The sequence below is a fragment of the Paenibacillus alba genome, from assembly GCF_013204855.1.
Lineage (GTDB): Bacteria > Bacillota > Bacilli > Paenibacillales > NBRC-103111 > Paenibacillus_E > Paenibacillus_E alba.
This window is the reverse complement of the sequence record NZ_JABMKZ010000036.1, coordinates 12059-34234: the sequence shown is the minus strand read 5'-3', so window position 1 is coordinate 34234 and position 22176 is coordinate 12059. Positions and strand designations below refer to the sequence as shown.

The window sequence follows — 22176 nt, the reverse complement described above, 5'->3', positions numbered from 1 at the left end:
AACCATGAGCCAATTCGCTCGAAGAAAAAAGGGTTTGTTGATTATACTACTCCAGCTTGCTGCCGTGTTGTTCACCGGATGTATTCGGGATGACGGCCATGGATCGGCTTCCACCAATCCCGACGTGAAAGCAACGATTACCTTCGTGGCAGCAGAGTATAGCTCTTCTACCAAGCCTTATTTTGAGAAACTGGTGAAAGATTTCGAGACGAAGTATCCGAACATCAAGGTCGAACTGCAGGTCATTAACTGGGACATTCTGGATAGTGCCTACAATACGATGATTAGCCGCAACGAGCCTCCCGATTTGCTGCTCACGAACATTTATGCGCATTTTGCCAAGGACGGGTTGCTCAACAGTATGGACGATATTTTGTCCAAAGAGTTGAAGGATGACATTTACCCCTATTTGATGGAGAGCAATAGAATGGAAGGCACGCAATACACGGTTCCTTACGTCGCTACGATCCGGCAATTGTACTATAACAAAGATATTTTCAACGAAGTCGGGCTTACAGACCCACCTAAAGATTGGAAATCCTTAGAGGCAGACGCGCGCAAAATCAAGGAAACCAAACAAGTGGACGGCTTCGGTGTCGATTTGACGGATAACGAGATTTGGGCGTATCTCTCCTATTTCTTTTATGGAGCTGGCGGCGGCTGGATGAAAAATGGCGAATGGTCGATCAATTCACCTGAGAATGTGGAAGGTATCACGTTTCTGAAAGATTTGTATGAAAAAGGGTTAACCGATTCGGAGCCGACCGTAACGACACGCGACGAGAAGCAGCGCATCCTTGGCAACGGCAAGCTGGGCATGCTGATCTCCGGCAATTATTTTGAGACGGTCGTTCCGCATGAGTACCCGGGATTAAAATGGGGAAAAGGGCCAATCCCGGTCAAAGAGGGGCAGACTCCGTTGGTGCTGGGCGTACAGGACGTTCTGATGTCGTTCAAAACCGATCATACGAATAAGGAGGCGTTATCCAAGTTCCTCGATTTTATGTATGAGAATGCGCGTTACGAGGAGTTTGTTCTGCGGGAAGGGTTTCTTCCAACCATTCAAACGGTTGGCAGCAAACTCGCGAAGGATGATCCGGCCATGAAGCAAAATTTGGACGCGCTTAAAACTGCAAAGTTTTACCCCATTCAGGACCCGGCTTGGTCCGCTGTTCTTAATGCAACCAGAAATATGGGGCAAACCGTGCTGCTCGGTCAGACAAGTCCTAAACAGGCGCTGGATCGGCTGCAGCAAATTGCTTTGAACAAAAGTCATTGAGTTGTGCATGAGAACAAGCCAGGAAATGATTCCTGGCTTGTTTTGTGTTTTTATACAATGCGCGCCTAAAGACAATACATTTTTAACTATTTACAGTGTTTTAATCAATGGTTGCAAACGGTGAAATTCACTATGATTAAGGTGTAAGGACGGATCAACAAAACGCTGGGGAGGTCATTTCGAATGTTAAAATCCAAAAAAGTAATGGCATGGGGTATGGTACTGTCGACAGTTATGTTAACACTGAGTGGTTGTGGAAGCAACAATGCGAGTACGACTTCGCCGACAACGAAGCCTGTTGAAAGCGCTAAAGCAACGGACGGCGCAAAGGCGGAGGGAACAAAGCTTGCCGGAGATTTCGAAATCCAATATTTTGTCGGGGGATACGGAGACGTGTGGTGGAAACAAGCGATTGCCGATTTCCAAAAGCAGAATCCTGATCTCAAAATTAAAGAGTCCGCTGGAGCAAAAATTAACGATCAAATGAAACCTCGCTGGCTGCAAGGAAATCCACCTGATTTTGTATACATTGACGGAGCTGGCTCCAACACAAGGCAAATGGTAACGGACGATCAATTGATGGATATTACGGATTGGCTAAAAGATGCCAAAAATGTCGATGGGAAAAAAATTCTCGATCTGCTAATCGCTCCTCCTGAGGAGTACAAGCCAGGCAAAGCATTTGCCGTTCCGTTAGTTTTCGGATCCTGGGGCACGTTCTACGATAAAGCGTTATTCAAAAGCAAAGGGTGGGAAGCGCCTGTAGATTTCCAAAGTTTCATGGCTTTAGGGGAGAAAATTAAAGCGGATGGCAAGATGAGCGATTACATCCATACAGGGGTTTATCCCTATTACATCAATGGTGCCTTGCTCGATCCGACCATCATTGCGATGAACAACTACGATACGTCCATTTCCAAGAAAATTAATACGCTCGAGAAAGGTGTTTGGAAAAGCGAGCCGGTGATGAAAGCGCTGGATAAAATTGTGCAAATAAGAGACAAGGGTCTTATCGATAAAGCGTCTCCGGCGCTGAATCACACGGATTCCCAATCCCAATGGCTGCAGCATAAAGCGGCCTTCATCCCGACCGGCATTTGGGTGGAAAGTGAAATGGCGAAGGACATTCCGGCTGGCTTCGAATTTGGCTTCTTGCCTTCCATCGGTCAGGACAAAGGCGGCAAGTTTGTAGCGAATCCTTACACATCCACTGTGGGTATTGCCAAGAAAGCAAAAAACCCTGAGGCAGCCAAAGCGTTTATGCAATTTATTTTCACTGAAAAACAAAGCAAACTATGGGCGGAGCTTTCCAAAGCCCCTTCGAACATTAAGGCTGATCTCGAAGGAACGAATGCGCCGGCTCTGACGAAAGAAGCAGCTAAATTCTATAACTCGCCGAATACGGTTGTCGCGCCTGAAATCGTCATTCCAGAGGAGCTTGTCACAGCGAGGAACAACGCAACGATCGCGCTTACCAAAGGCGAAATTACACCACAGCAGTGGGCGGACCGCATGGAAGAAGCGACGGACAAAATTCGCGCCAAAGAAAAGAAATAATTCCGTTCATGTGATGAACGGTAGTGAGGGAACTAAGCTTCCCTTGCTATCGCTCAGACATTTAGATTGGAGGAAATTATGAAAGAGAGACAGTCGGCTGCAGCCGCCATGAACGACAGGAAAACGAGTGTTAGAAGAACCGGCACTGCAAAGATGAAGCGGAATGTGTTCATTCTTTCCTTTATCCTACCAACATTGCTTTTGTATCTTGTTTTTACCGTTTATCCCTTGTTTAAAGGTATTTATCTGAGTTTGTTTGATTGGTCGGGCGGTTCTGAAACGTATAACTTTATCGGTCTTGGGAATTTCAAGGACCTGCTGCATGACGATGTCATTCTAAAAACAATTCGCAACGACTACATTCTGGTTATCGGCAAAGTCATTGGTTTTATGCTCTTATCCATGTTCCTTGCGTTGGCGCTAACCCGTTTCAATATGAAAGGTTCAAGCTTCTATCGGATCATTTTCTTTCTGCCAAATGTGCTTTCCGTTGTAGTGGTCGGAGTTCTCTGGCGCTATGTGTATAATCCGAACCTCGGATTTTTAAATTCTTTCATCTCTTTATTTACCGAGAAAAAGTTCGATTTCGCCTGGTTAGGTGACAAATGGTCGATCTTCGCACTCTTGCCACCTGCCATTTGGGCGGGCGTAGGGTTCACGATCATTCTGCTGGTTGCCGGCATTCTGAGCATTCCCTCATCGTTATACGAATCGGCGGATATTGACGGCGCGTCGCAGTGGCATCAATTTTGGCAGATTACCCTTCCCTTGTCGTGGGAGCAGATTCAGACTGCGGTTCTCTGGATTGTCATGACAACGCTTAATGGATCATTCGTCATCGTCACGATCATGACTTTTGAAGGCGGAGTGGATAATGCGACACAGGTCATGGGCTCCTATCTGTATTTGAATGCCTTCAAGTTCGGCAAATTCAGTTATGCGTCTGCGATTGGCGTTCTCATTCTGGTGCTTTCTTTGATCACGACAGCAACGCTTCAAAGGCTGATGAAGAAAGAAACCATTGAATTAACGTAGAGGGGTAATGAGTATGAGTCAAGCAACGGTTCATCCCGCATTTCGTTTGTTTTTCAAATTGTGCCTTATCGCCTGGTCTGTATGTATTCTTTATCCACTGATCTGGACAGTTCTAAGTTCTTTGAAGGATAATCAGCAGTTTTTTCTAGGCAAGCCTTGGGATCTGCCTAAGCTTCCCTTGCTTTGGTCCAATTTTACATTTGTCTGGGAAAAGTACAATTTCGCCTCCAACTTTGTGAACTCACTCGTTGTGACCGTGGTCAGCACGGCTGCTGCTGTGCTTTTATCGGCTACGACAGCCTATGTCATTGCAAGGTTTACGTTCAGAGGAAATGGCTTGCTGTATTATTCGTACCTTTCTTACATGATGATTCCCACATTTCTGGGCATTATTCCTTTGTTTTTCCTATTGAACGATCTGCATCTCACGAACAATTTATTTGGCTTAACCTTGGTTTATACCGTAACGGCAGTGCCGTTCGCTGTGTTCGTATTAGTCAGTTTTTTCAAATCTTTGCCCGGAGAATTGGAAGAAGCAGCTTCCATTGACGGCGCTTCCCATTATGGCATCTTCTTTCGCGTGATGCTTCCTCTAGCCAAGCCGGGATTAATATCCGTTGCTATCATTACTGTGCTCAACACTTGGAATGAATATGTTTTTGCGCTAGTGCTGATTAGCGACCCTACGAAATATACGATACCGGTTGCAATTGCGGTTATGCAGGGAGAGATGCAGTACAGGACAGAATGGGGACCGCTCTTCGCTGCGCTGATCATCTCGATGGGTCCGCCGATCGTGTTTTACGTTATTTTTCAAAAGCAAATTACAGGAGGCATTACCGCTGGGGCCTTAAAGGGTTAACAAGACAAGGATAAAACGGAGGAATTCAACATGAGATATTCTTTTATGAAAAGAAAATCAGTTATGGCGCTAATGGTAATTTCCTTATTCGTTTCTCTGTTTCAACTGCCATCCGTATCCTATGCAGCAAACGCAGCTCCGAGTGTGGTTCCCAGTTTACGGGAATGGACGGGCGGAGCAGGCGCTTTTCAATTAAAAGATACATCACGAATTGTTATTGATTCTTCTTACAGTGCTGAGCTTGCGGAAACGGCTGCGGCCTTCAAAGAAGATGTCGCACTGGTTGCTGGCAAAGCAATGACGGTTGTTCAGGCCAATGCAGCGAACGCGGGCGATATTTTCTTGACACTCAATACCGATGACACAGGCATCGGCAATGAAGGCTACGTGCTGGAAGCGGCAGCAGCTCTCTCGATCAAAGGACATTCGACCGCTGGCGTCTTTTACGGCACTCGGACTGTACTGCAAATTTTGCAGCAGGACCCTTCCCGTTCCTATATACCCAAAGGAACTGCCAAGGACTACCCGCAATTTGCTCAGCGGGGAGTGATGCTCGATGTCGGGCGCAGATATTATTCGATGGCGTATCTCGAAGATACGATCAAACGGTTGGCGTGGAATAAGCTGAATACGTTTCAAATCCATTTTAGCGAATGGAGCGGATTCCGCTTGCAAAGCGACACCTATCCAGGCCTGGCTTCGGTCAAATCGTACAGCAAAGCGGATATCGTACGGTTGACCGAAATCGCCGATCGCTATCATGTTATGATCATCCCTGAACTGGAAATGCCCGGCCATGCGGCCATTCTTAACAAATATAAACCGGCGATGAAATTCAGTTGTTCATCCATGGATAAAGACACGACGGGCTGGGACATTCCGCAGTTTACGGTTGATTATACGAAGAGCGAAACACGCACTTTCATTAAAGGTTTGCTCGACGAGTTCGTTCCGTTGTTCAAAGGGCCCTACTTCCATATCGGCTCCGATGAAATTCAAACAGAGTCCAAAATGAACGCTTGTCCGGAGCTTGTCGCTTATAAAAACAGCAAGGGCTTGCCAAAGGTTGGAGACAGCTTTATCGAGTTCATCAATGAGATGAGTCAGCATGTCAAGCAGCTTGGAAAAACGCCGATGAACTGGAACGGATTTGAAGACTACCATCCGAGCATTCCGCTGAATACGGATAATGTGATTACCGTTTGGAGCGATGAGAAAAGTTCTTCCAAGCAGGCTAGTGCATTTGCCAACGAGGGATATAAAGTATACGCATCCCCAGGTGACGTGCTTTATGTAACGCCAGGGAAATCTCTTCTGCCGGATACAAGTTACATGTATGAGAGTTGGAATCCTTCCGTGCATGCCAATATGATGGGCTACTTTCTATCGATCTGGTCTGACTATTGGGATCAAGTCAAGACACCGGATGGCAGAATCGGATATGAAAGCGGAAGTTCGTTTAAAGGCGTAGAAGTTGGGGATGGCGAATACGTGATTCCGGAATCCAATTTCGAAGATGCTTCCCGAAAACCGCGTCAGGCGCTTTCCGAAAGAATGTGGGGAGGCCCTCGTTCCGCCAGTGCTGCGGATTTCTTTAACCGGGTCAGTTTAATCGGAGACGAGCCGTCGGTCAGCAACCCTGCGCCTACCGAGCCGCTAGGGATAACGCTGATCAAAAATAGCGAGCAAGGAACAGATATCAATCGAATTCATTACTCCAAAATCGGCACGAGCGGAAGCAACGGTTGGATCGTTTCATCCGATAGTTATACAAGCTTGACTGACGCTTACTTCGATATCAAATTTGTTGGCACACAAATCAAGCTTGTTGGCGGGATAGCTCCGGGGCATGGTATTGCGGCCGTATCTCTCGATGGCGGCAGCGAGGTTGATGCGGATCTATATGCCCCATCGCGCCAAAATGCGACGGCTTGGTATACATCACCTGTTCTGCCGTATGGCGAGCATACCGTCAAGGCCAGAGTAGCGGGAAGAAAGAACAGCTCTGCCAGCGGTACTTTTCTTTCTTTGGAACGCGTTGAAGTTTTGAATCGCACTGTTGTTGAGAACACGGTAACAGGGACGGACAATCATCAATTTAATTACACGGGAACATGGAATGTCGGAGCTGAAAGCGCCAGCGCAGCAACGAATGATGCTTATGAGATGAAATTTACAGGCAAGCAGATCATTCTGATCGGGACGAAAGCGCCAGGAGCAGGAATTGCAGGCATTTCGGTCGACGGCGGCGCTGAGAAAATGATTGATTTGTATGCTTCTTCTTCCCAAAGCGGCGCGAACTTGTTCGTTTCCCCGATTTTAAGTTCCGGTGCGCATACGATCAAGGTCAGAGTAACGGGAACTAAAAACAGCCAAGCGACAGGTGTGGGTATTTCCGTTGACCGTGCGGAAATCGTACTTGCCCAGCAGATTAACGTCACCGGCGTACAGGTGGATAAGGACGCGCTGCATCTGAATGTCGGAGCAACGAGCGAGATTGAAGCTGTCGTTTCGCCGATCAATGCAACGAATAAGAACGTGACGTGGACAAGCAGCAACGAAAGCGTAGCAACGGTCTCAGACAGCGGTAACGGCAAGGCTGTCATAACGGCGCTCAAAGCAGGCAGCGCAACAATCACGGCTGCTACGGCAGAAGGCAGCTTTACGAGTGTGAGCCAAGTAACGGTCGACAATAAGGCTCCGACCGCACCTGGCACCTCGCTTAACGCTTCTGCCAGTACTGTGCAGTCAGGAGGCCAACTAACCGTAAACTTCGGAGTCTATAATGTGATCACAAACGTATACGGCCAGGATATTAAACTGAGCTATGATTCGAACCTGTTGGAATTCGTCTCGGCGGCATCCATGAAAGATGGCGTCAGCGTCGTCCAAACAAAGGATCAGGCAGGCCAGCTGCGCCTTATCTTGGCCAGCCAAGGTGCGGCCCACGCTGTCACAGGCACGGCCGATATCGTGCAAATTGTGTTTAAAGCAAAGAACGTACAGCAAGCGGCAACGGGGCTAATCACAGTGGCGGCAGCTATTCTTGCCGATGCACAAGGCAATGAAACGAGCGCGACCGCTTCGTCGATCAGCGTGCAAGTGACACCGGTACCGGTCGGCGTTCCGGGCGATTTGAATCACGATAACAAAGTCAGCATCGGCGATCTTGGATTCGCTGCAGCCAACTATGGCAAAACTTCGTCCAGTCCGGACTGGGATCAAGTGAAAGCCGCCGACATGAACAATGATAACATCATTGATATTCTCGATCTTGCGGCATTGGCGAACAGAATGATGGAGTAATCACGGAGACTGATCAATAAGGAAGGGGAGGGCCCAGGCCACCCCCTTCTTCCCGCATAAGAGAGGATGGTTTAGGATGAAACGTAACATCATATATGCCGCATTTGCACTCCAGCTTTGCTGCTCTTTGGCCTTGCTGGCTCCTGCTTATGCGGAGGAAGCATCCCAATTCGTGATGAAAACCTCGGATGCCGAATCGACGGGGGAATTTACCGTAATTTTGCAAGGAACAAATGTGCAGGATTTATATGCGTACGAGGCCAAATTCAGCTTCGATGCCAGCAAGCTGGATGTTGTCAAAGCCGATACCCAAATAGAAGGCTTCTCTGTTTCGCCCATTGTGAAGAACAATGAAGTGATCTTTGCGCATACGAAAATGGGCAAAGTAGAAGGTGAAAAGGGAAATCTCGACATAGGCTCGATCACCTTTAAGGCTAAAAAAGCAGGATCGACAACGGTGAAGTGGACCTCCATGAAAATTGTCGATCACAATTTACAAAATCAATCGATTTCGCTCAATGAAGCTGCGGAATTCACCAAAATTTTTGGCGATTTGAAAGGGCATTGGGCCGAATCTGATATTATGCTGATGGTGAACAAGAACATCGTGGAAGGGATGGATGACGATCATTTCGCACCGGATACGAACGTGACGAGAGCGCAGTTCGCAACCTTGCTTACCAAAGCATTGGACTTAAAGAGTAGTCCTATACAGAACCCCTTCGATGACGTAACCGCTGGCTCCTGGTATGAGGATACGGTGAAGAAAGCGTATGCGGCAGGGCTTGTCAATGGCGTTGCAGACCGGGAGTTTGCGCCGGCGAAGAACATTACGCGTGAAGAAATGACAGCGATGCTGCTGCGAGCGAAGGGGCATGCCACAGGGATGAGAGTGGAAGATATGACCGCGGGCGCAACGATCCGATTCAGCGATGAGGGCGCAGTCAGTGATTGGGCCAAAAAGGTTGTTGCTCTTGCAGCGGACTCTGGCCTGATGAATGGCCGAACCGCGGAAGAGTTTGCTCCGCAGGAGCAAGCGACGAGGGCAGAATCAGTGGTCGTGCTGAAGAGATTGTTAGCTGGATTAGGTGCAAAATAGGTGCATTAAAGTACTCAACTTGCGAGAAAACAAGCGGCTGCCGCAAAAGGACCGTCAGGATATTTTATCCTGACGGTTTTTTTGTCATTCAAATGTTAAAAAAAACCATGTGATCGTAATTTTTTCCATCTGCGGAAATAAGTTCGTGCCTTACAATGAGTAAATTGTGGAAGGAGGGAGATGATCCTAGGCCTATTAGGTAGCGGCTTCAAATCAACATTCTTGGTAGCGCATTCATTTTATTTCGTGTATCACTCGATTAGCAGCTGATGTCTTGACTCCCTCATTTAAATGCATCGTAATTGACTCAAGGAGGCTTGAAGATGTTCTTTAAGATGTTTAGGCAAGAAGCATTAAGAAAGGCAGCAAGCATTGTTCTTTCATTTTCACTTGTGCTTTCGCTGATGACGAGCGTTATCCCAGCGTCAACGGTTCTAGCAGCGCCGGGAGACAGCTTAGGTCTACTGGAAATAGAAGTGAACAAGCCAGCCAATGCTGTAGTTGATCTTAATCAGGCAAGCATCCATATTTCATTGCCCTACGGCACCTTATACCAAATGCTGAATGTTACGACAAACTCAGGGGCTGCTGCCACACTTTATAGAAGCAATGAAACAACAGCGATTTCTTTTGCGGCAAGCGGGATCAACCAAGGCGATGCCAAAATGGATCAATTTTCAGAAAGCGGGACTACGTTGTATTATTTGGTAGTTACGGATAAGAATAATAGCAGCAATAGCCGAAAATATACGATAACGACTACGGTAGAAAGTCAGTTGCCCCCAATCGCAGGTACTGTGGGAGATAACGAGAAATTTTTGCCGCTCAATATTAGGGCGGGCGAAGACGCGTGGGATGTGATGGGCGCATCTCCAATTGGCAATGGCAGCACAACAGGTTCTATTGAAGGCCCCGGTGCTCCTTCCTCTTATAGTGGAAAGGCATGGTCGGAATCTGTCTATGATCGATCAGGAGACTACCCGGTGGCTTCTACCGTGAATGAATCTTGGCTAGGAGACAATATGTATCTGCAGACCATAGGCAAAGATGATTTGAATGCGCTTGCAAAATATGGCATTGCCAATGTTCCAGGCACGGACAAACTCAATTCAGACATTTTGCGCTACCATGAATTTAAGCCTTTTGTTACGCCTGACGGCGTGAGCCGAGACGATGGTGACCGTGGTGCAGTGGGCAGCGACCGCCAGCGGCTGGAAATTAAAAGCAACACGGCAGCATCCAATCAGGATGCCAACAGCGTAGGCGGCGATATTATGACCCATCATTGGAGACTTATGCTTCCATCGGAAACGTTAAAGTTCCAGCAAGATGTTGGTGACAAGCATGCGGGCGATTTTATTGATCCCCACCGATTTTGGCACATTTTTCAATTGAAAGAAGTGGCGGGCAACGCTGCCGGCCAGCCCGTGGCTACGCTTACGCTGGTTTCAAGTGAAGGCAAAGGCCAACTGGAATTCAGGAATAATCCGGACGCCAACTATGCGGATAGAATAAAGCCATTGTTTACGATTCCATTTGATAAGGTGGTGGATCGCTGGCTTGATTTGCAAGTAACCATTTTGACAGCTGATAAAGGGTATATCTACGGCAAGCTTGTCGACCTTGCCACCGGCGATGTGCTGTTCCAAGGGGGAATGACGGCCGAAACATTCAGACGCCCCGAAGTTGTAAATCCGACCACGGGCAGGTCCGAACGAGTTGATTTACCCGCTGAGACGGGGCAGCAAAACCGTTCCAAATGGGGCCTTTATCATGGGTTGTATAACGGCGCAGGAGATGCGGCTTATGCAGACGAATTCCAAGCTTCAACCATGTATCTATCTGATATTTACTTAATCAAAAGGGATAAAAACAGCTACATTTTTCCGGATGGCTGGAACCCAAATGCACAACCTAAAGACATTGCAGCTTGGGCAAGGCCCAAAGAAGCTGCGGCTTCTCTAGGTACTTCTTTCAGCCAATTATCCTTGCCATCACAGCTGGATGTTACCCTGAGCACAGGGAATATAGAAAAGGTGAATGTGACATGGAGCCCGGAAGGCTATAAGCCTGATAGTAAGGGGAAATCCAAGATCTATGGCGATTTTAACGGCACAGGGGTTACGAATAGCAAGAACATCAGGCCTTTCATTGAAGTGAACCTTTCCGATTATCGAAACTGGGCGGTAACTCCTGAAGCTCAAATAAAAGCTGTCTCCAAAGGCAGCACTGGAAATATGAGAGAATCTTTTATTGATAACGATGCCACCACCTATTGGCAGGCTAACAGCTCTCTAATAACCACAGACGCTGGCAATCATCAATATTGGGCGGCTGTAAAGCTGGGGAAGAAAATTAATGTCAGCAAAATTCAAATCGAATGGACGAATAACAGCAGCTACTTGAAAAATTATCAGGTGTACTATACCAATGACGCAGCTGCTTATGATGAACTTGTGGAGGGAAATAATTTCTCGACCAGCACGGTTGGCACGGAAAAACCGCTGGAGACTGCCCATGGAGCATCTTGGACAATGATCCCTGGAGCGGGGAAATCCACACCGCTTAGCAATAACCAAAAGGCAGATCACAACTTGGCCGTGCCTGTTCAAGCGCAATATGTCCTGCTTGTATCCGATGTTAATAACACGCTGGCCAGCGGTAAAGGTGCGGGGATACGCAGCAATGCTTTCAACATTTTCGGAGAACCCTCCGTGACTTCCCCAGATCCTGTTCTGGTAAATCTGTTGTCCCCATCCCGTTTTACACCCGTAGCAGGACAGAATCTCAAGGTAAGCTCGGAAGATCCCAATCATCCAGGCATAGATGCTTTGCGCTCAGGTGGCAGCGGTTATTGGCGCAATTCAAGCTCAAATGTCTATATGGGCAGCTACGCGCCATCTTCCTTGGCAATAGCCCTTGACTTGGGATCTCCCAAAACGATTGATAAACTGCACCTTGAAATACCTAATACGATCGCAAATATCCAAAGTAACGCGACAAGATTTGAGGTCTATTACTCCAGCAGCCCAAGCTCATGGGCAAGTGCGCCTACGGCTTCCGATACGGCAAAGAATTACGATTGGAAGGCGAACGGCTGGACGCTGGCGGGCGGTACAGAAACGGAAGGCTTGTGGTCCTATGTCACTTACGCAGGGCAACAATGGGGTTTTGATAACAAAACATTCCTCTATCCGTTTACAGCCCGATATGTGATGATCAACACGGTATTGGTCGGCCCTCGCGATAAGAAGACGGATGAAGCCGCATCGATGATGGGGATATCCGGTTTGACGATTTCCGGCAAAGATGCCATATCTAATACAACGGCATTAGTACCGGCTAGGGATACCTACAGCACATGGGATCAAGCTGCACCTGTTTCAACAACGATAAATCTTGCTGGCGGGCAGACGCTTACCAGCATTGCCAAAGGCGGTACTCTGCTTCGTCCGACTATCGATTATTCGTTGTCTGGCAGCAAGGTTGTATTTGCAGCCTCCTACTTGGCGAAATTACCGCTCGGCACCAATGAATTTACGTTCAATTTCAACAACGGAAGTCCATCTATTTTCGCCTTGGACGTAACAGCTCGCGGTACTGGCGCTAATTCCAAAACCATCAAGATGAACGCTATTGAAGGCGTATCTCCTTATCATGTTCTGGGCGGTGCCATGGGAACTGACGAACCTGTAGAAGGCGTGACCAAGCGGATCAGAGACGCTTACCACGAGTATTATGGCGATCAGCCTCGGGCTAATGCTGCTGACGACCATGTGGTAAACGCATGGGATAGCGTGCTGAACACAAATGTGTTTAAGGTCTTTGAGTACGGAAGAGGCGTGAATAATGAATTCGTGGATAAAGTCCGCGATGGCGAGTACGGCCACAAAGGTGTTTTTGACTGGGAGAAAGGCTATGTGGTTGGCGGCGCAGCAATCAATGACAGGCAAAGAGTTGAAATTCGCCCAAGTGAAGATTCAGGCGGCGATTATGTAGCCTATAATGGCGATCTGGTTTCTTACAAGTGGAAATGGCATATTTCCGACGGCAACCAGTGGAATCAAGCCAACTTTAGGCATATTTTTCAGTTGAAGGCTGTGAATGCTCAGAAGGCTAATACTTTGCCGGGCGGCAACAGCGGCGGTGAGAATGGCGCCTATCTCCTTGCATTCTCGATTTCAGGTACGACCAGCAGAAATCTGGTTTTGAATCATAACCGATCCGACGGCGATAAGACCGCGATGAGCATTCCGTTAAAAGAAATCGACGGCCACTGGATTCAGGTTGAGCTTAACGCGCTTATTTCGGATTCCGGCTGGTTCACGGTCAAAATAACGGATATGGTGACAGGCAAGGTTTACAACGTTGACAGTCCGGATGTGTATCAAGCTTTTGTGAATCAAGGCGCGACGGACGGCACCAAGGATTTATGGAGAAGACCGGAAAAAGGCAGCAATTTCGAGACGGAGTATCCGGCGGCTTTTGACCAATATGAACGACCGAAGTGGGGAATTTACCGCAGCTCCAATGGCGGCAATAATTCAGCATTTGACGCAGAGCTGCAGCTTGCTGATATCACGATAACCAAAGTGGCTTCTGGCCTATCATCCGTTAACCTTGCGCTTAATAAACATGTGTACAACGTAGGTCCGGCAGCAAATGCCAATTCGATCCAGCTCCAATCGGCTGCGGGCGTAAACGGGAATGCCAACAAACTAACTACTGGCGTACTCCAAGACCCGACATTATGGGCTGTGACCGATGTGACCAGCTTGGATCAAATCGGAAATTATTCATGGCTGGGAACCGATGGGGGAAGAAAAGGCAGCTTCGTTCTCGACCTTGGCCAGGCCATGGATGTAAGCCAAATCCGATTGTTTGCCAAATCGACGAGATTAAAAGGCGCAACCGTCTATGTATCGAATGAGGTTGGAGATCATACATCGGCTGCTGAGTTTGATGCAATGAGCTTTACGCAAGTCGACAAACAGACAGCTCAAGGATATACGTACGCAACCGGCAACAATAGCGGTGGCGCAGATACGGCAGACAGCTCATACCCCATCGACCTTGGCAAAACTTATCATGCCAGATATATCAAGGTAACGGTGGAGAATGCTTCTGGCGGCAATACAGGGACGGATCTTACGGGTCCTCCTCGCCTTACACAAGTTCAAGTGTTTAATGCGCCTACACCTCCACAGAATCTTCATGTCGAGGCTAACGGATCTGCGAAAGTTCTGAAGTGGGATGCCAATGCTTTGAGCGAAGGGTATACGGTTTATAATGACAAAGCGGTGTTTGCTGAGTTACCGGCAGGTACAACAAGCTATACGCTGCCAAGCATTGCGAGCGATCTGTCCAAAGTAACGGTTAGATCAAAGGGGACGGACATATATTCCCGCATGTTTATGATCTCGGCGCCTGCTCAACCGACAGAGCTTGTTCCGCCGGACAATCAGGCGCAAATTGCCAGCATTACGCCAGTCAGCATCCTAACACCTGTAGGAACAGCGCCAGTAATGCCAACGGTTGTCACAGCAGTTTACAGCGACAAATCGACTCGTCTTGTTGGTGTCATTTGGAACAACATAGACGCCTCCCAATATGCAACGGTGGGAAACTTTAGCGTTCAAGGGACCGTTACGGGTACAACCTATAAGGCAGTGGCTGCTATTACGGTCACACAGCTGACATGGCCAAGCACATTCAAGCTGTCTGTGTCAGACGTGGGGACAAGATCAGCGACGCTGCAATGGACAGCTGCTGAAGCAAGCATAGGCGTAGCCGGCTATAAGATTTATAGCGTTACAGGCAGCACCTACACGGAAGTTGCATCGCTAGGCAATGTTCTTACGTATGCATTGACAGGCTTGACACCAGGGAACGATTATTCCTTTACGGTTCAAGCCGTTGACACGGACGGAGCCCAGAGTGTATACGGAACCGCGGTGGCCTTTCGAACGCTGAATGATTCTTCAGGATCAGGATCAGGCTCAAGCTCAGGTACGGGATCAGTCAACGGCAGCACGACGGCACCGGCAACAACGGGTTCAACTGGCAATTCCGGCATCTTGGATCTTGAGAAAGACGCGAAGGTAACGAAAGAAACGATGGCCGATGGAAGGACGGTAACCAAGGTCATCGTGGATGCGGATAAGCTGGAGAAAGCCTTGGCAGCTCCGATTGTTCTGATTGAGGTGAAGGGCAGCGAACCTACTGTCAATGTGGAGCTGCCAGGCAACGCCATCCTTAGCATGATCAGCAAGCAAAGCCATGCGGTGATTCAGATCCAGGCGAATGGCGACATGTATGAATTGCCTGTAAATTTGTTTGCAGATATTCCGAAGAATGCGACCGTTAGCATCTCGATTTCCAAAGTTTCCGGTAAAGCGGGGAACGATGTAAATGAAGCAGTGAACAAGATGAATGCGAAGCAAGTGATTTCGAACCCGATAGAATTCACAATCACAATTAATGGGATAGAAAAAAGTGATTTCGGCGGCATGTATGTCAATCGTACGATTAGCTTGGGGGCCTTGACCGTTGATTCCAGCAAGGTAACAGCGGTATGGGTGGACTCGAGCAACCAGATCCATTTCGTACCAGCGATAATCACAACGAAGAATGGCTCTTCCGTGATTACGATTCGTTCTCCGCATAACAGCCTATATACGGTTATTCAATCCGATAAATCGTTTAAGGATTTACAGGGGCATTGGGCAAAAGCGGATGTGGAGCTGCTGGCGAATAAATGGCTTGTAGACGGGAAAAAGAATCAGCAATTTGCCCCAGAGGTCACTGTAACACGTGCCGAATTTGCGGCTATGCTGGTTCGTGCGCTAGGATTGGTCGACATGAAGGCAAATGTATTTAAAGACGTACAACCGGGCGACTGGTTCCTCGGAGCCGTAAGTACAGCGTATAAAGCTGGATTGATAAACGGATATGAGGACGGTACCTTTAGACCAAACGCCAACATTACCCGCGAACAAATGGTAGCGATGATGATGCGGGCAATGAAATTGGGCGGCAAGGAAATTCAGGCCAATAACGCTTTATTGAATCGATTCTCTGATCGTACGCAGATCGGCGACTGGTCGAGTGCGGCTATCTCGCAAGCGTTGGCTGGCGGCCTCATTCAAGGCATGTCGTATAATGCCTTTGCGCCGAATGAACCTGCTACGCGTGCGCAAGCAGCCGTGATGCTGAAGCGCATGCTGCAATCCTTACAATTTATTAATTGATATAAGACGAGACCGCCAAGCAGCTTGGCGGTCTTTCTGCAATCGTATAAATTCACAGGGCAGCTTAAATTAATACATACAAGAAGTTCCCGATATTCAATATGATATAGGCAGTGGATGAAATCGTTTACAGTATATTAAAGGAAGAAGGGGTTTAAATGAAAAAAACGTTTAGTCTTAGTTTGGCTGTCCTGTTGACAGCTTCTGCATTAACCGCGTGTTCGACGGATGGGAAAGTAGCGGATAAGGCAACGCCGCAGTCTTCCGCAGCCAACGGGAAGAAAGAACCGACGAAGTTCTCTATCCTTTATCCAACGACGGTCAATACTGGGTATCACACTACCGTGCCGGATCTGAACAAGGACAAGTGGATCTTGAAGCTGGAGGAATTGACGAATACGGATATGAACGTAAAGGTCATGGAGGATTCCAAGTTCGGCCTTATGTTCGCAAGCAACGAAATTCCTGATGTGGTTGGCAGCATTGGCGGTCCTGGCAGCAAGTCGATGTCAGGTTCCGTAGAGAACGGTGTGTTTATGCCCTTGGACGAGCTGCTGAAGCAAAATGCGCCGAATTTGATGAAACTGATCCCCAAAGCAGCTTGGGATAGTGTTTCATATAATGGAAAAATTTATGGCGTGCCCGAATTTCTGAGTAATCCTTCCCGCCGCTCCACCTATATTCGTACAGATCTGCTGGAAAAAACAGGCCTTCAGGCACCGAAAACCGTAGACGAGTTTCTGAATGTACTGCGTGCGTTCAAGAAGCTGGGAGTCGAGAATCCGTATCAAATGAGAGAAAACTTCAAGTATGCGGACGTTATTCTGGGCGCTTTCGATGTTCTTCCTTATAAGGATCAATTTGAGCTTGTGAACGGTCAAGTAGTCCCGAAATTTTTCGATGTCGAGAATGTTCAGAAAGCGCTCGCTACCTACAAAACGATGTATGACGAGGGCCTGATCCCTAAGGAATTCGCTACCATTAGTTCAACCGATTTTACGAAAAGCATCGAGGCGGGCAAAGCGGGCATCTGGTCGCAAAACGCTTCTGGCTTGCCGGGCTATCGCACCAAGGCGCAACAAGCGGTTCCAGGCTCCAAAGTTGACATCATTGCTTCGCCAAAAGGACCGGAAGGGAAAGGCGGCTATTTCTATTACGCACCCGTCATCCGTACATTCTATATTAATAAAAATGTGAAGCCGGAAACAGCTGCCAACATTATTAAAATGTTCGAATGGATGATTTCACCGGAAGCCGAAACCTTCTTCACCTTCGGCATTGAAGGGGATACTTACACGAAGGACAGCAGCGGTAAAATCAATTATAAATTTCCAACGACGAAGGAACAGACGGATGAAGAAGGGTTCCGCAGTGGAACCATGTGGGCCGTGCACGATTCCACTTACAACAAACCAAGACTGCTGCTGAATGAGGATGGCAAAGCCACCTTGAAAGCATTCGACGAGGTACTTACGAAGGAAGGCTTGCCAGGCATCGGATTTTATCCGGATTTGAGCAGCTTCGCTAAATTTCCTGATCTTGCCGCGCCTCAACCCGACGTAGGTCCGAAGCTTATCATCGACCATATGATTAAAATGATTTACGGCAAAGAGCCGATCTCGGATTGGCCGAAAGTCATTGAAGAGTATAAGTCCAAAGGCGGCAACGAGATTATTAAAGAAGCAACAGATCGCTGGAACAAGAAGCAAGGAGCGATTATGCTAGATAATAAATAAGCTGCTGAAAGTGCTGTTTCCGGATGGGGGCGGCATGGAATCTGCGCTGAGCCTGCCGAAAATGCTGTCTCCGGATGGAGGCGGCATGGAATCCGCGTGAGCCTGCCGAAAAAAGGGGGCTGTCCCAGACAGCCTTATTGATAGGCATTCGGAGAGGCTCAATCGTGCCTATACCAAACTTACTTTTACTTTTTGATTACCGGCAGCTCGGATTTGTACATTATAACCTGACATAAACTGGTGGCTGTTCTGCGTATGATCTTCTTTCATGCGTATGAATATAGTTGTCCGGATTTCACTATAGCTTTTACGGGTTCTGATAATTTCTTGATGAGCCTCCTACTTTCTCTGAATCTAGTTCCAGTTGCTATCTCTAAACCTGCAATTATGCATCTTTTTTGCTCTTGGAATAGCCTCAACGATCAAATTCCTGCGTTTGTGCAGGCTTTTGAGGCTTTTTCTGGATGAGAGGCTGAAAAAGATAAAAATGCCTGCACAATTGCAGGCATTTCCACTTTTTAACCGAATTTGCCCGGAAATTCCTGCATTTTCGCAGGCTTTTACACTCGGGTGAACCGAACTGATCGGGAAGCCCTTCATCCCACATGGAATTATAGAGTAATCAATCCGATCATCTATCGGCGCTTACCTACTCAATTTGGCTTAAGGGACAGCCTCACCGAACTCGCTCTGAGCCTGCCGAAAAGGCAGTCTTAACAGGCAAAGCAGGCAGCCTCCCCTGGGAAAGCAAGCTGAGCTTAAAAGAAAGAGGTATCCGTCCAGCAGAGCGATCTGCTGGACGGATATCTCTTTGGCATTGAATGATATCGTAAAAAAAGACATATCACCTTAAATTTTATCCTTCCTGCTTAGCGAATAATTCCTATAATGAAGGTAATAAGGCATGAAGGTGAAAATTTAGGGGGTCGTGATCCATGAAGGCGATATTGGTTGGTTTGGGATCAGCAGGGTTCAGTTGGTATAAGCGTCTGAGAGATCGTGGCTTATTAGCAGCCGTTGTCGAGGTCGACAGCACGATGAAGGCGAAGATGAATGAGGATCCGTTCCCTTTCTACACTTCGCTTGAAGAAGCTTTACAGTGTGAACAAGCTGATTTTCTTGTAAACGTAACTTCGCCAATGATGCACACCGTGGTGAATAACGCGGCATTTGATCATAAGCTGGCTGTGTTGTGCGAGAAGCCGATCTCTTTTGACTATGAGGAATCAATTGAGGTTGTTGCTAGAGCTGAAAGGGAAAAGCTGCCTTTTATGATCGCAGAGAATTATCGCAGAATGGCTTGTATACGTAAAATGAAACAGCTTTTGGATGAGGGCGTTATCGGAAGGCTATCGTCTTTGGATATCCAGTTTTATAGATACCACCACGTTCAGCGGAGATATACGGTTAGTATTCTTGATGACATTGGTGTCCATCACTTTGATCTGATTCGCTATTTGAGCGGAAAAGAAGGGAAGACGGTCCAAGCTAAGCTGTACAATCCCGTGAACGCTTGGGAAGAAGACGGGGCCGTCATAAATGCTTACGCTTTCCTTGAATTGGAGGGTGGCATAACGGCTGCTTATAACGCATCCATCGCTTCTCGTGGGAGCGAAACGCCTTGGATCGGCAATTGGAGACTTGAAGGCACTGAGGGTGCAATGGAAGTCGTGAATATGCAAATTCGTGTGATACGGGACGGGGAAGTCCAACTATTCGAGGATTACAGCGGCGTGGATGAAACGGATACGTTGACTGAGTTTTTGGCGTCCCTTCAGGAGGGCCGCGAAGCAGAAACCAGCGGCAGCGATTATTTGAAAACTGGGGCGCTTGTTCACTACGCCAAGCTCGCTAGCGAAACCGGGCAGACGCAAGAGATTAAGGTTCCGACTTTATAAAAATAAGGAATGGAGACTCTGCATGAATACAAACAATTGGCAATTATCAGCACTGGGCGTATGGCGTCTGACGATTAGAGAACCGAAGGCGATCACCCCGCTATCATGGATGGAAGTTTCACCGAAAGAGGAGGCTTTGCAGCAAATGCCGCAAGTGAAGCCACCATTTGATTGGGACAGCATTCAGCTTGAGGAAGCAGGGGACAGTCTCATTTTGTCCTTTCCGCTGGATCGAACCGAGAAGCTGTATGGGACAGGTCTTCAGTTATTGCGGATGAATCAGCGGGGAAGAAACCGTTATCTGCGTGTGAACAGCGACCCCAAGCAGGATACCGGAGAAACGCATGCTCCAGTGCCTTTTTATGTCAGCGACCTTGGCTACGGCGTATGGGTGGATACTTCGCGAATCGTAACGATTTATTGCGGATCAACTCTAAAGCAGGAGGACACGCATAGCGAAGCGATTCGAGATCGCAATACCGATCGGGGATGGATAGCAACGCCGGTCGCTTCGCGTGTAGAAATTCGTATTCCTGCCGAAGGCGCACACGTCTATTTATTTGGGGGGCCTACTCTTGCGGATGTCGTGTCTAGATATAATTTATTTGGCGGTGGCGGCGTGCTGCCTCCGAAGTGGGGCCTTGGCTTCTGGCACCGCGTTCCGACGATGTATAATGAGCAGCAGGTACTGGAGGAAGCGGAGCAGTTCCGTCTCCATGATGTCCCGTGCGATGTAATCGGACTGGAACCAGGCTGGCACAGCCACAGCTATCCAGTCACGTATGAATGGGAGAAAAGCAGATTCCCGGAGCCTGGGCAATTCGTGGAAAAGCTAGCGCAAAAGGGCTTTCGCGTGAACCTGTGGGAGCATCCCTTTGTATCGCCGAACAGCGAAATGTATGCGGATCTGCAGCCGCTTTCGGGCAGTCATACCGTATGGGGAGGGCTGGCGCCTGATTATTCGTTAACAGAGGCCGCTAGTTTGTACAAAAAGCAGCATGAAGAGCAGCATGTAGATATCGGCGTCTCCGGTTATAAGCTGGATGAATGCGATGGCAGCGAATTGACCAACAATTCCTGGATGTTTCCGGGACATGCGAAGTTTCCTTCCGGGCTGGACGGCGAACAGATGAGACAGATGTATGGGTTGATGTTTCAAAAAATGACAGCCGATCTGTTTCGCAGCAAAAACCGCAGAACGTACGGGCTTGTCAGAGCTTCGAACGCTGCGGCATCCACAATGCCTTATGTGCTGTACTCGGATCTATATGATCATAAGCAATTTATTCGCGCGCTTTGCAACTCTTCCTTTAGCGGTCTGCTGTGGACGCCTGAGGTGCGTAGAGCTAGAAATGCGGAAGATTGGGTGCGTCGTATGCAAACCGTTTGCTTCTCTCCCTTAGCGATGCTGAATGCATGGGGAGATGGTACGAAGCCGTGGTCTTTCCCAGAGGTAGAGGAGGTTGTTCGCCACTATATCAAGCTGCGGATGAGACTGCTGCCTTATTTGTATACTGCTTTCGCCAAATATCGCGAGCAAGGAATTCCGCCTTTCCAAGCCATGCCTTTCGTGATGTCCCCGTCTGAGATCGCTGCAGCAGAAGCGAAGCTTGTCGAAGCGGAGCAGCAGATGTTGAACACGACAGACGCGGCTTACGGCAAGAAAAAAGTGAGAGAATGGGACGACCAGTTTATGATCGGGGATGCGCTTTTAATCGCACCGCTGGTTGAAGGAGAAACAGAACGAGAGGTTCTATTGCCAGTAGGCATCTGGTATGGCCTAGAGACCGGAGAACGCTATACCGGGGGCTGCATCGTTCGAGTTCAAGCCGGCTTAGAACGAATTCCTGTATTTGTTAAAAGTGGAGCTGTCATCCCGATGATGCCATCTTTGCCGCATGTTCCGGCATCCGGAACACAGGTCCCGCTGGAACTTGTCCACTTCGGCACTGAGCCTGGCGAAGGACTTTTGTACGACGATGACGGCGAAACCTTTAATTATGAGGACGGGACATGCAGCTGGCGGAAGCTGACGGTCACCCAACATGCAGATGGCCAATATGCCGGAGAGCTGACTGGGAACAGCGAGGAGTGGACGTCGTATCGGGGCGTTACTTGGCGGTTCTCTCAAACTCGGTTGGCGTAAGAAATCAT

General features: G+C 48.1%; 10 protein-coding genes. All 10 read left to right on the top strand.

The window, feature by feature from the left end:
• Positions 1 to 4: 4 nt before the first annotated feature.
• The 10 genes from HQN90_RS30120 to HQN90_RS30075 all read left to right on the top strand — a co-directional run bounded on the left by HQN90_RS30120 (position 5) and on the right by HQN90_RS30075 (position 22168).
• On the top strand, positions 5 to 1279 hold the full coding sequence (locus HQN90_RS30120; RefSeq protein ID WP_173226082.1) for an extracellular solute-binding protein: 1275 nt from the start codon (positions 5 to 7) through the stop codon (positions 1277 to 1279).
• A gap of 183 nt (positions 1280 to 1462) precedes the next feature.
• Positions 1463 to 2836 carry an ABC transporter substrate-binding protein gene (locus HQN90_RS30115; protein ID WP_246362912.1) on the top strand — a complete coding sequence of 458 codons (1374 nt, stop codon included), beginning with the start codon at positions 1463 to 1465 and terminating at the stop codon, positions 2834 to 2836.
• Positions 2837 to 2944: 108 nt separating this feature from the next.
• Positions 2945 to 3871 carry a carbohydrate ABC transporter permease gene (locus HQN90_RS30110; RefSeq protein WP_173226148.1) on the top strand — a complete coding sequence of 309 codons (927 nt, stop codon included), beginning with the start codon at positions 2945 to 2947 and terminating at the stop codon, positions 3869 to 3871.
• Between the two features lie 13 nt (positions 3872 to 3884).
• Positions 3885 to 4733, top strand: a complete 849-nt coding sequence (locus HQN90_RS30105; protein ID WP_173226079.1) for a carbohydrate ABC transporter permease — start codon at positions 3885 to 3887, stop codon at positions 4731 to 4733.
• A 30-nt stretch (positions 4734 to 4763) separates the two neighbouring features.
• Positions 4764 to 8039: a family 20 glycosylhydrolase gene (locus tag HQN90_RS30100; RefSeq protein ID WP_173226077.1), complete on the top strand. Its 3276-nt coding sequence runs from the start codon at positions 4764 to 4766 to the stop codon at positions 8037 to 8039.
• Between the two features lie 76 nt (positions 8040 to 8115).
• On the top strand, positions 8116 to 9138 hold the full coding sequence (locus tag HQN90_RS30095; RefSeq protein ID WP_173226075.1) for an S-layer homology domain-containing protein: 1023 nt from the start codon (positions 8116 to 8118) through the stop codon (positions 9136 to 9138).
• 323 nt (positions 9139 to 9461) lie between these two features.
• The gene (locus tag HQN90_RS30090) at positions 9462 to 16388 is read left to right on the top strand and encodes an S-layer homology domain-containing protein (protein ID WP_173226073.1); all 6927 of its coding nucleotides are present in this window, start codon (positions 9462 to 9464) and stop codon (positions 16386 to 16388) included.
• Positions 16389 to 16546: 158 nt separating this feature from the next.
• A complete protein-coding gene (locus HQN90_RS30085; RefSeq protein WP_173226071.1) occupies positions 16547 to 18124 on the top strand; it encodes an extracellular solute-binding protein in 1578 nt (525 codons plus the stop codon).
• Between the two features lie 935 nt (positions 18125 to 19059).
• The gene (locus tag HQN90_RS30080) at positions 19060 to 20022 is read left to right on the top strand and encodes a Gfo/Idh/MocA family protein (RefSeq protein WP_173226069.1); all 963 of its coding nucleotides are present in this window, start codon (positions 19060 to 19062) and stop codon (positions 20020 to 20022) included.
• 22 nt (positions 20023 to 20044) lie between these two features.
• Positions 20045 to 22168 (top strand): glycoside hydrolase family 31 protein, encoded by a 2124-nt coding sequence (locus tag HQN90_RS30075; RefSeq protein ID WP_173226067.1) that lies wholly within the window; start codon positions 20045 to 20047, stop codon positions 22166 to 22168.
• The last annotated feature ends 8 nt before the right edge of the window (positions 22169 to 22176 follow it).

Coding starts and splice junctions, on each gene's coding strand:
- HQN90_RS30120 (WP_173226082.1), top strand. CDS start 5: ATGAGCCAATTCGCTCGAAGAAAAAAGGGTTTGTTGATTATACTACTC.
- HQN90_RS30115 (WP_246362912.1), top strand. CDS start 1,463: ATGTTAAAATCCAAAAAAGTAATGGCATGGGGTATGGTACTGTCGACA.
- HQN90_RS30110 (WP_173226148.1), top strand. CDS start 2,945: ATGAACGACAGGAAAACGAGTGTTAGAAGAACCGGCACTGCAAAGATG.
- HQN90_RS30105 (WP_173226079.1), top strand. CDS start 3,885: ATGAGTCAAGCAACGGTTCATCCCGCATTTCGTTTGTTTTTCAAATTG.
- HQN90_RS30100 (WP_173226077.1), top strand. CDS start 4,764: ATGAGATATTCTTTTATGAAAAGAAAATCAGTTATGGCGCTAATGGTA.
- HQN90_RS30095 (WP_173226075.1), top strand. CDS start 8,116: ATGAAACGTAACATCATATATGCCGCATTTGCACTCCAGCTTTGCTGC.
- HQN90_RS30090 (WP_173226073.1), top strand. CDS start 9,462: ATGTTCTTTAAGATGTTTAGGCAAGAAGCATTAAGAAAGGCAGCAAGC.
- HQN90_RS30085 (WP_173226071.1), top strand. CDS start 16,547: ATGAAAAAAACGTTTAGTCTTAGTTTGGCTGTCCTGTTGACAGCTTCT.
- HQN90_RS30080 (WP_173226069.1), top strand. CDS start 19,060: ATGAAGGCGATATTGGTTGGTTTGGGATCAGCAGGGTTCAGTTGGTAT.
- HQN90_RS30075 (WP_173226067.1), top strand. CDS start 20,045: ATGAATACAAACAATTGGCAATTATCAGCACTGGGCGTATGGCGTCTG.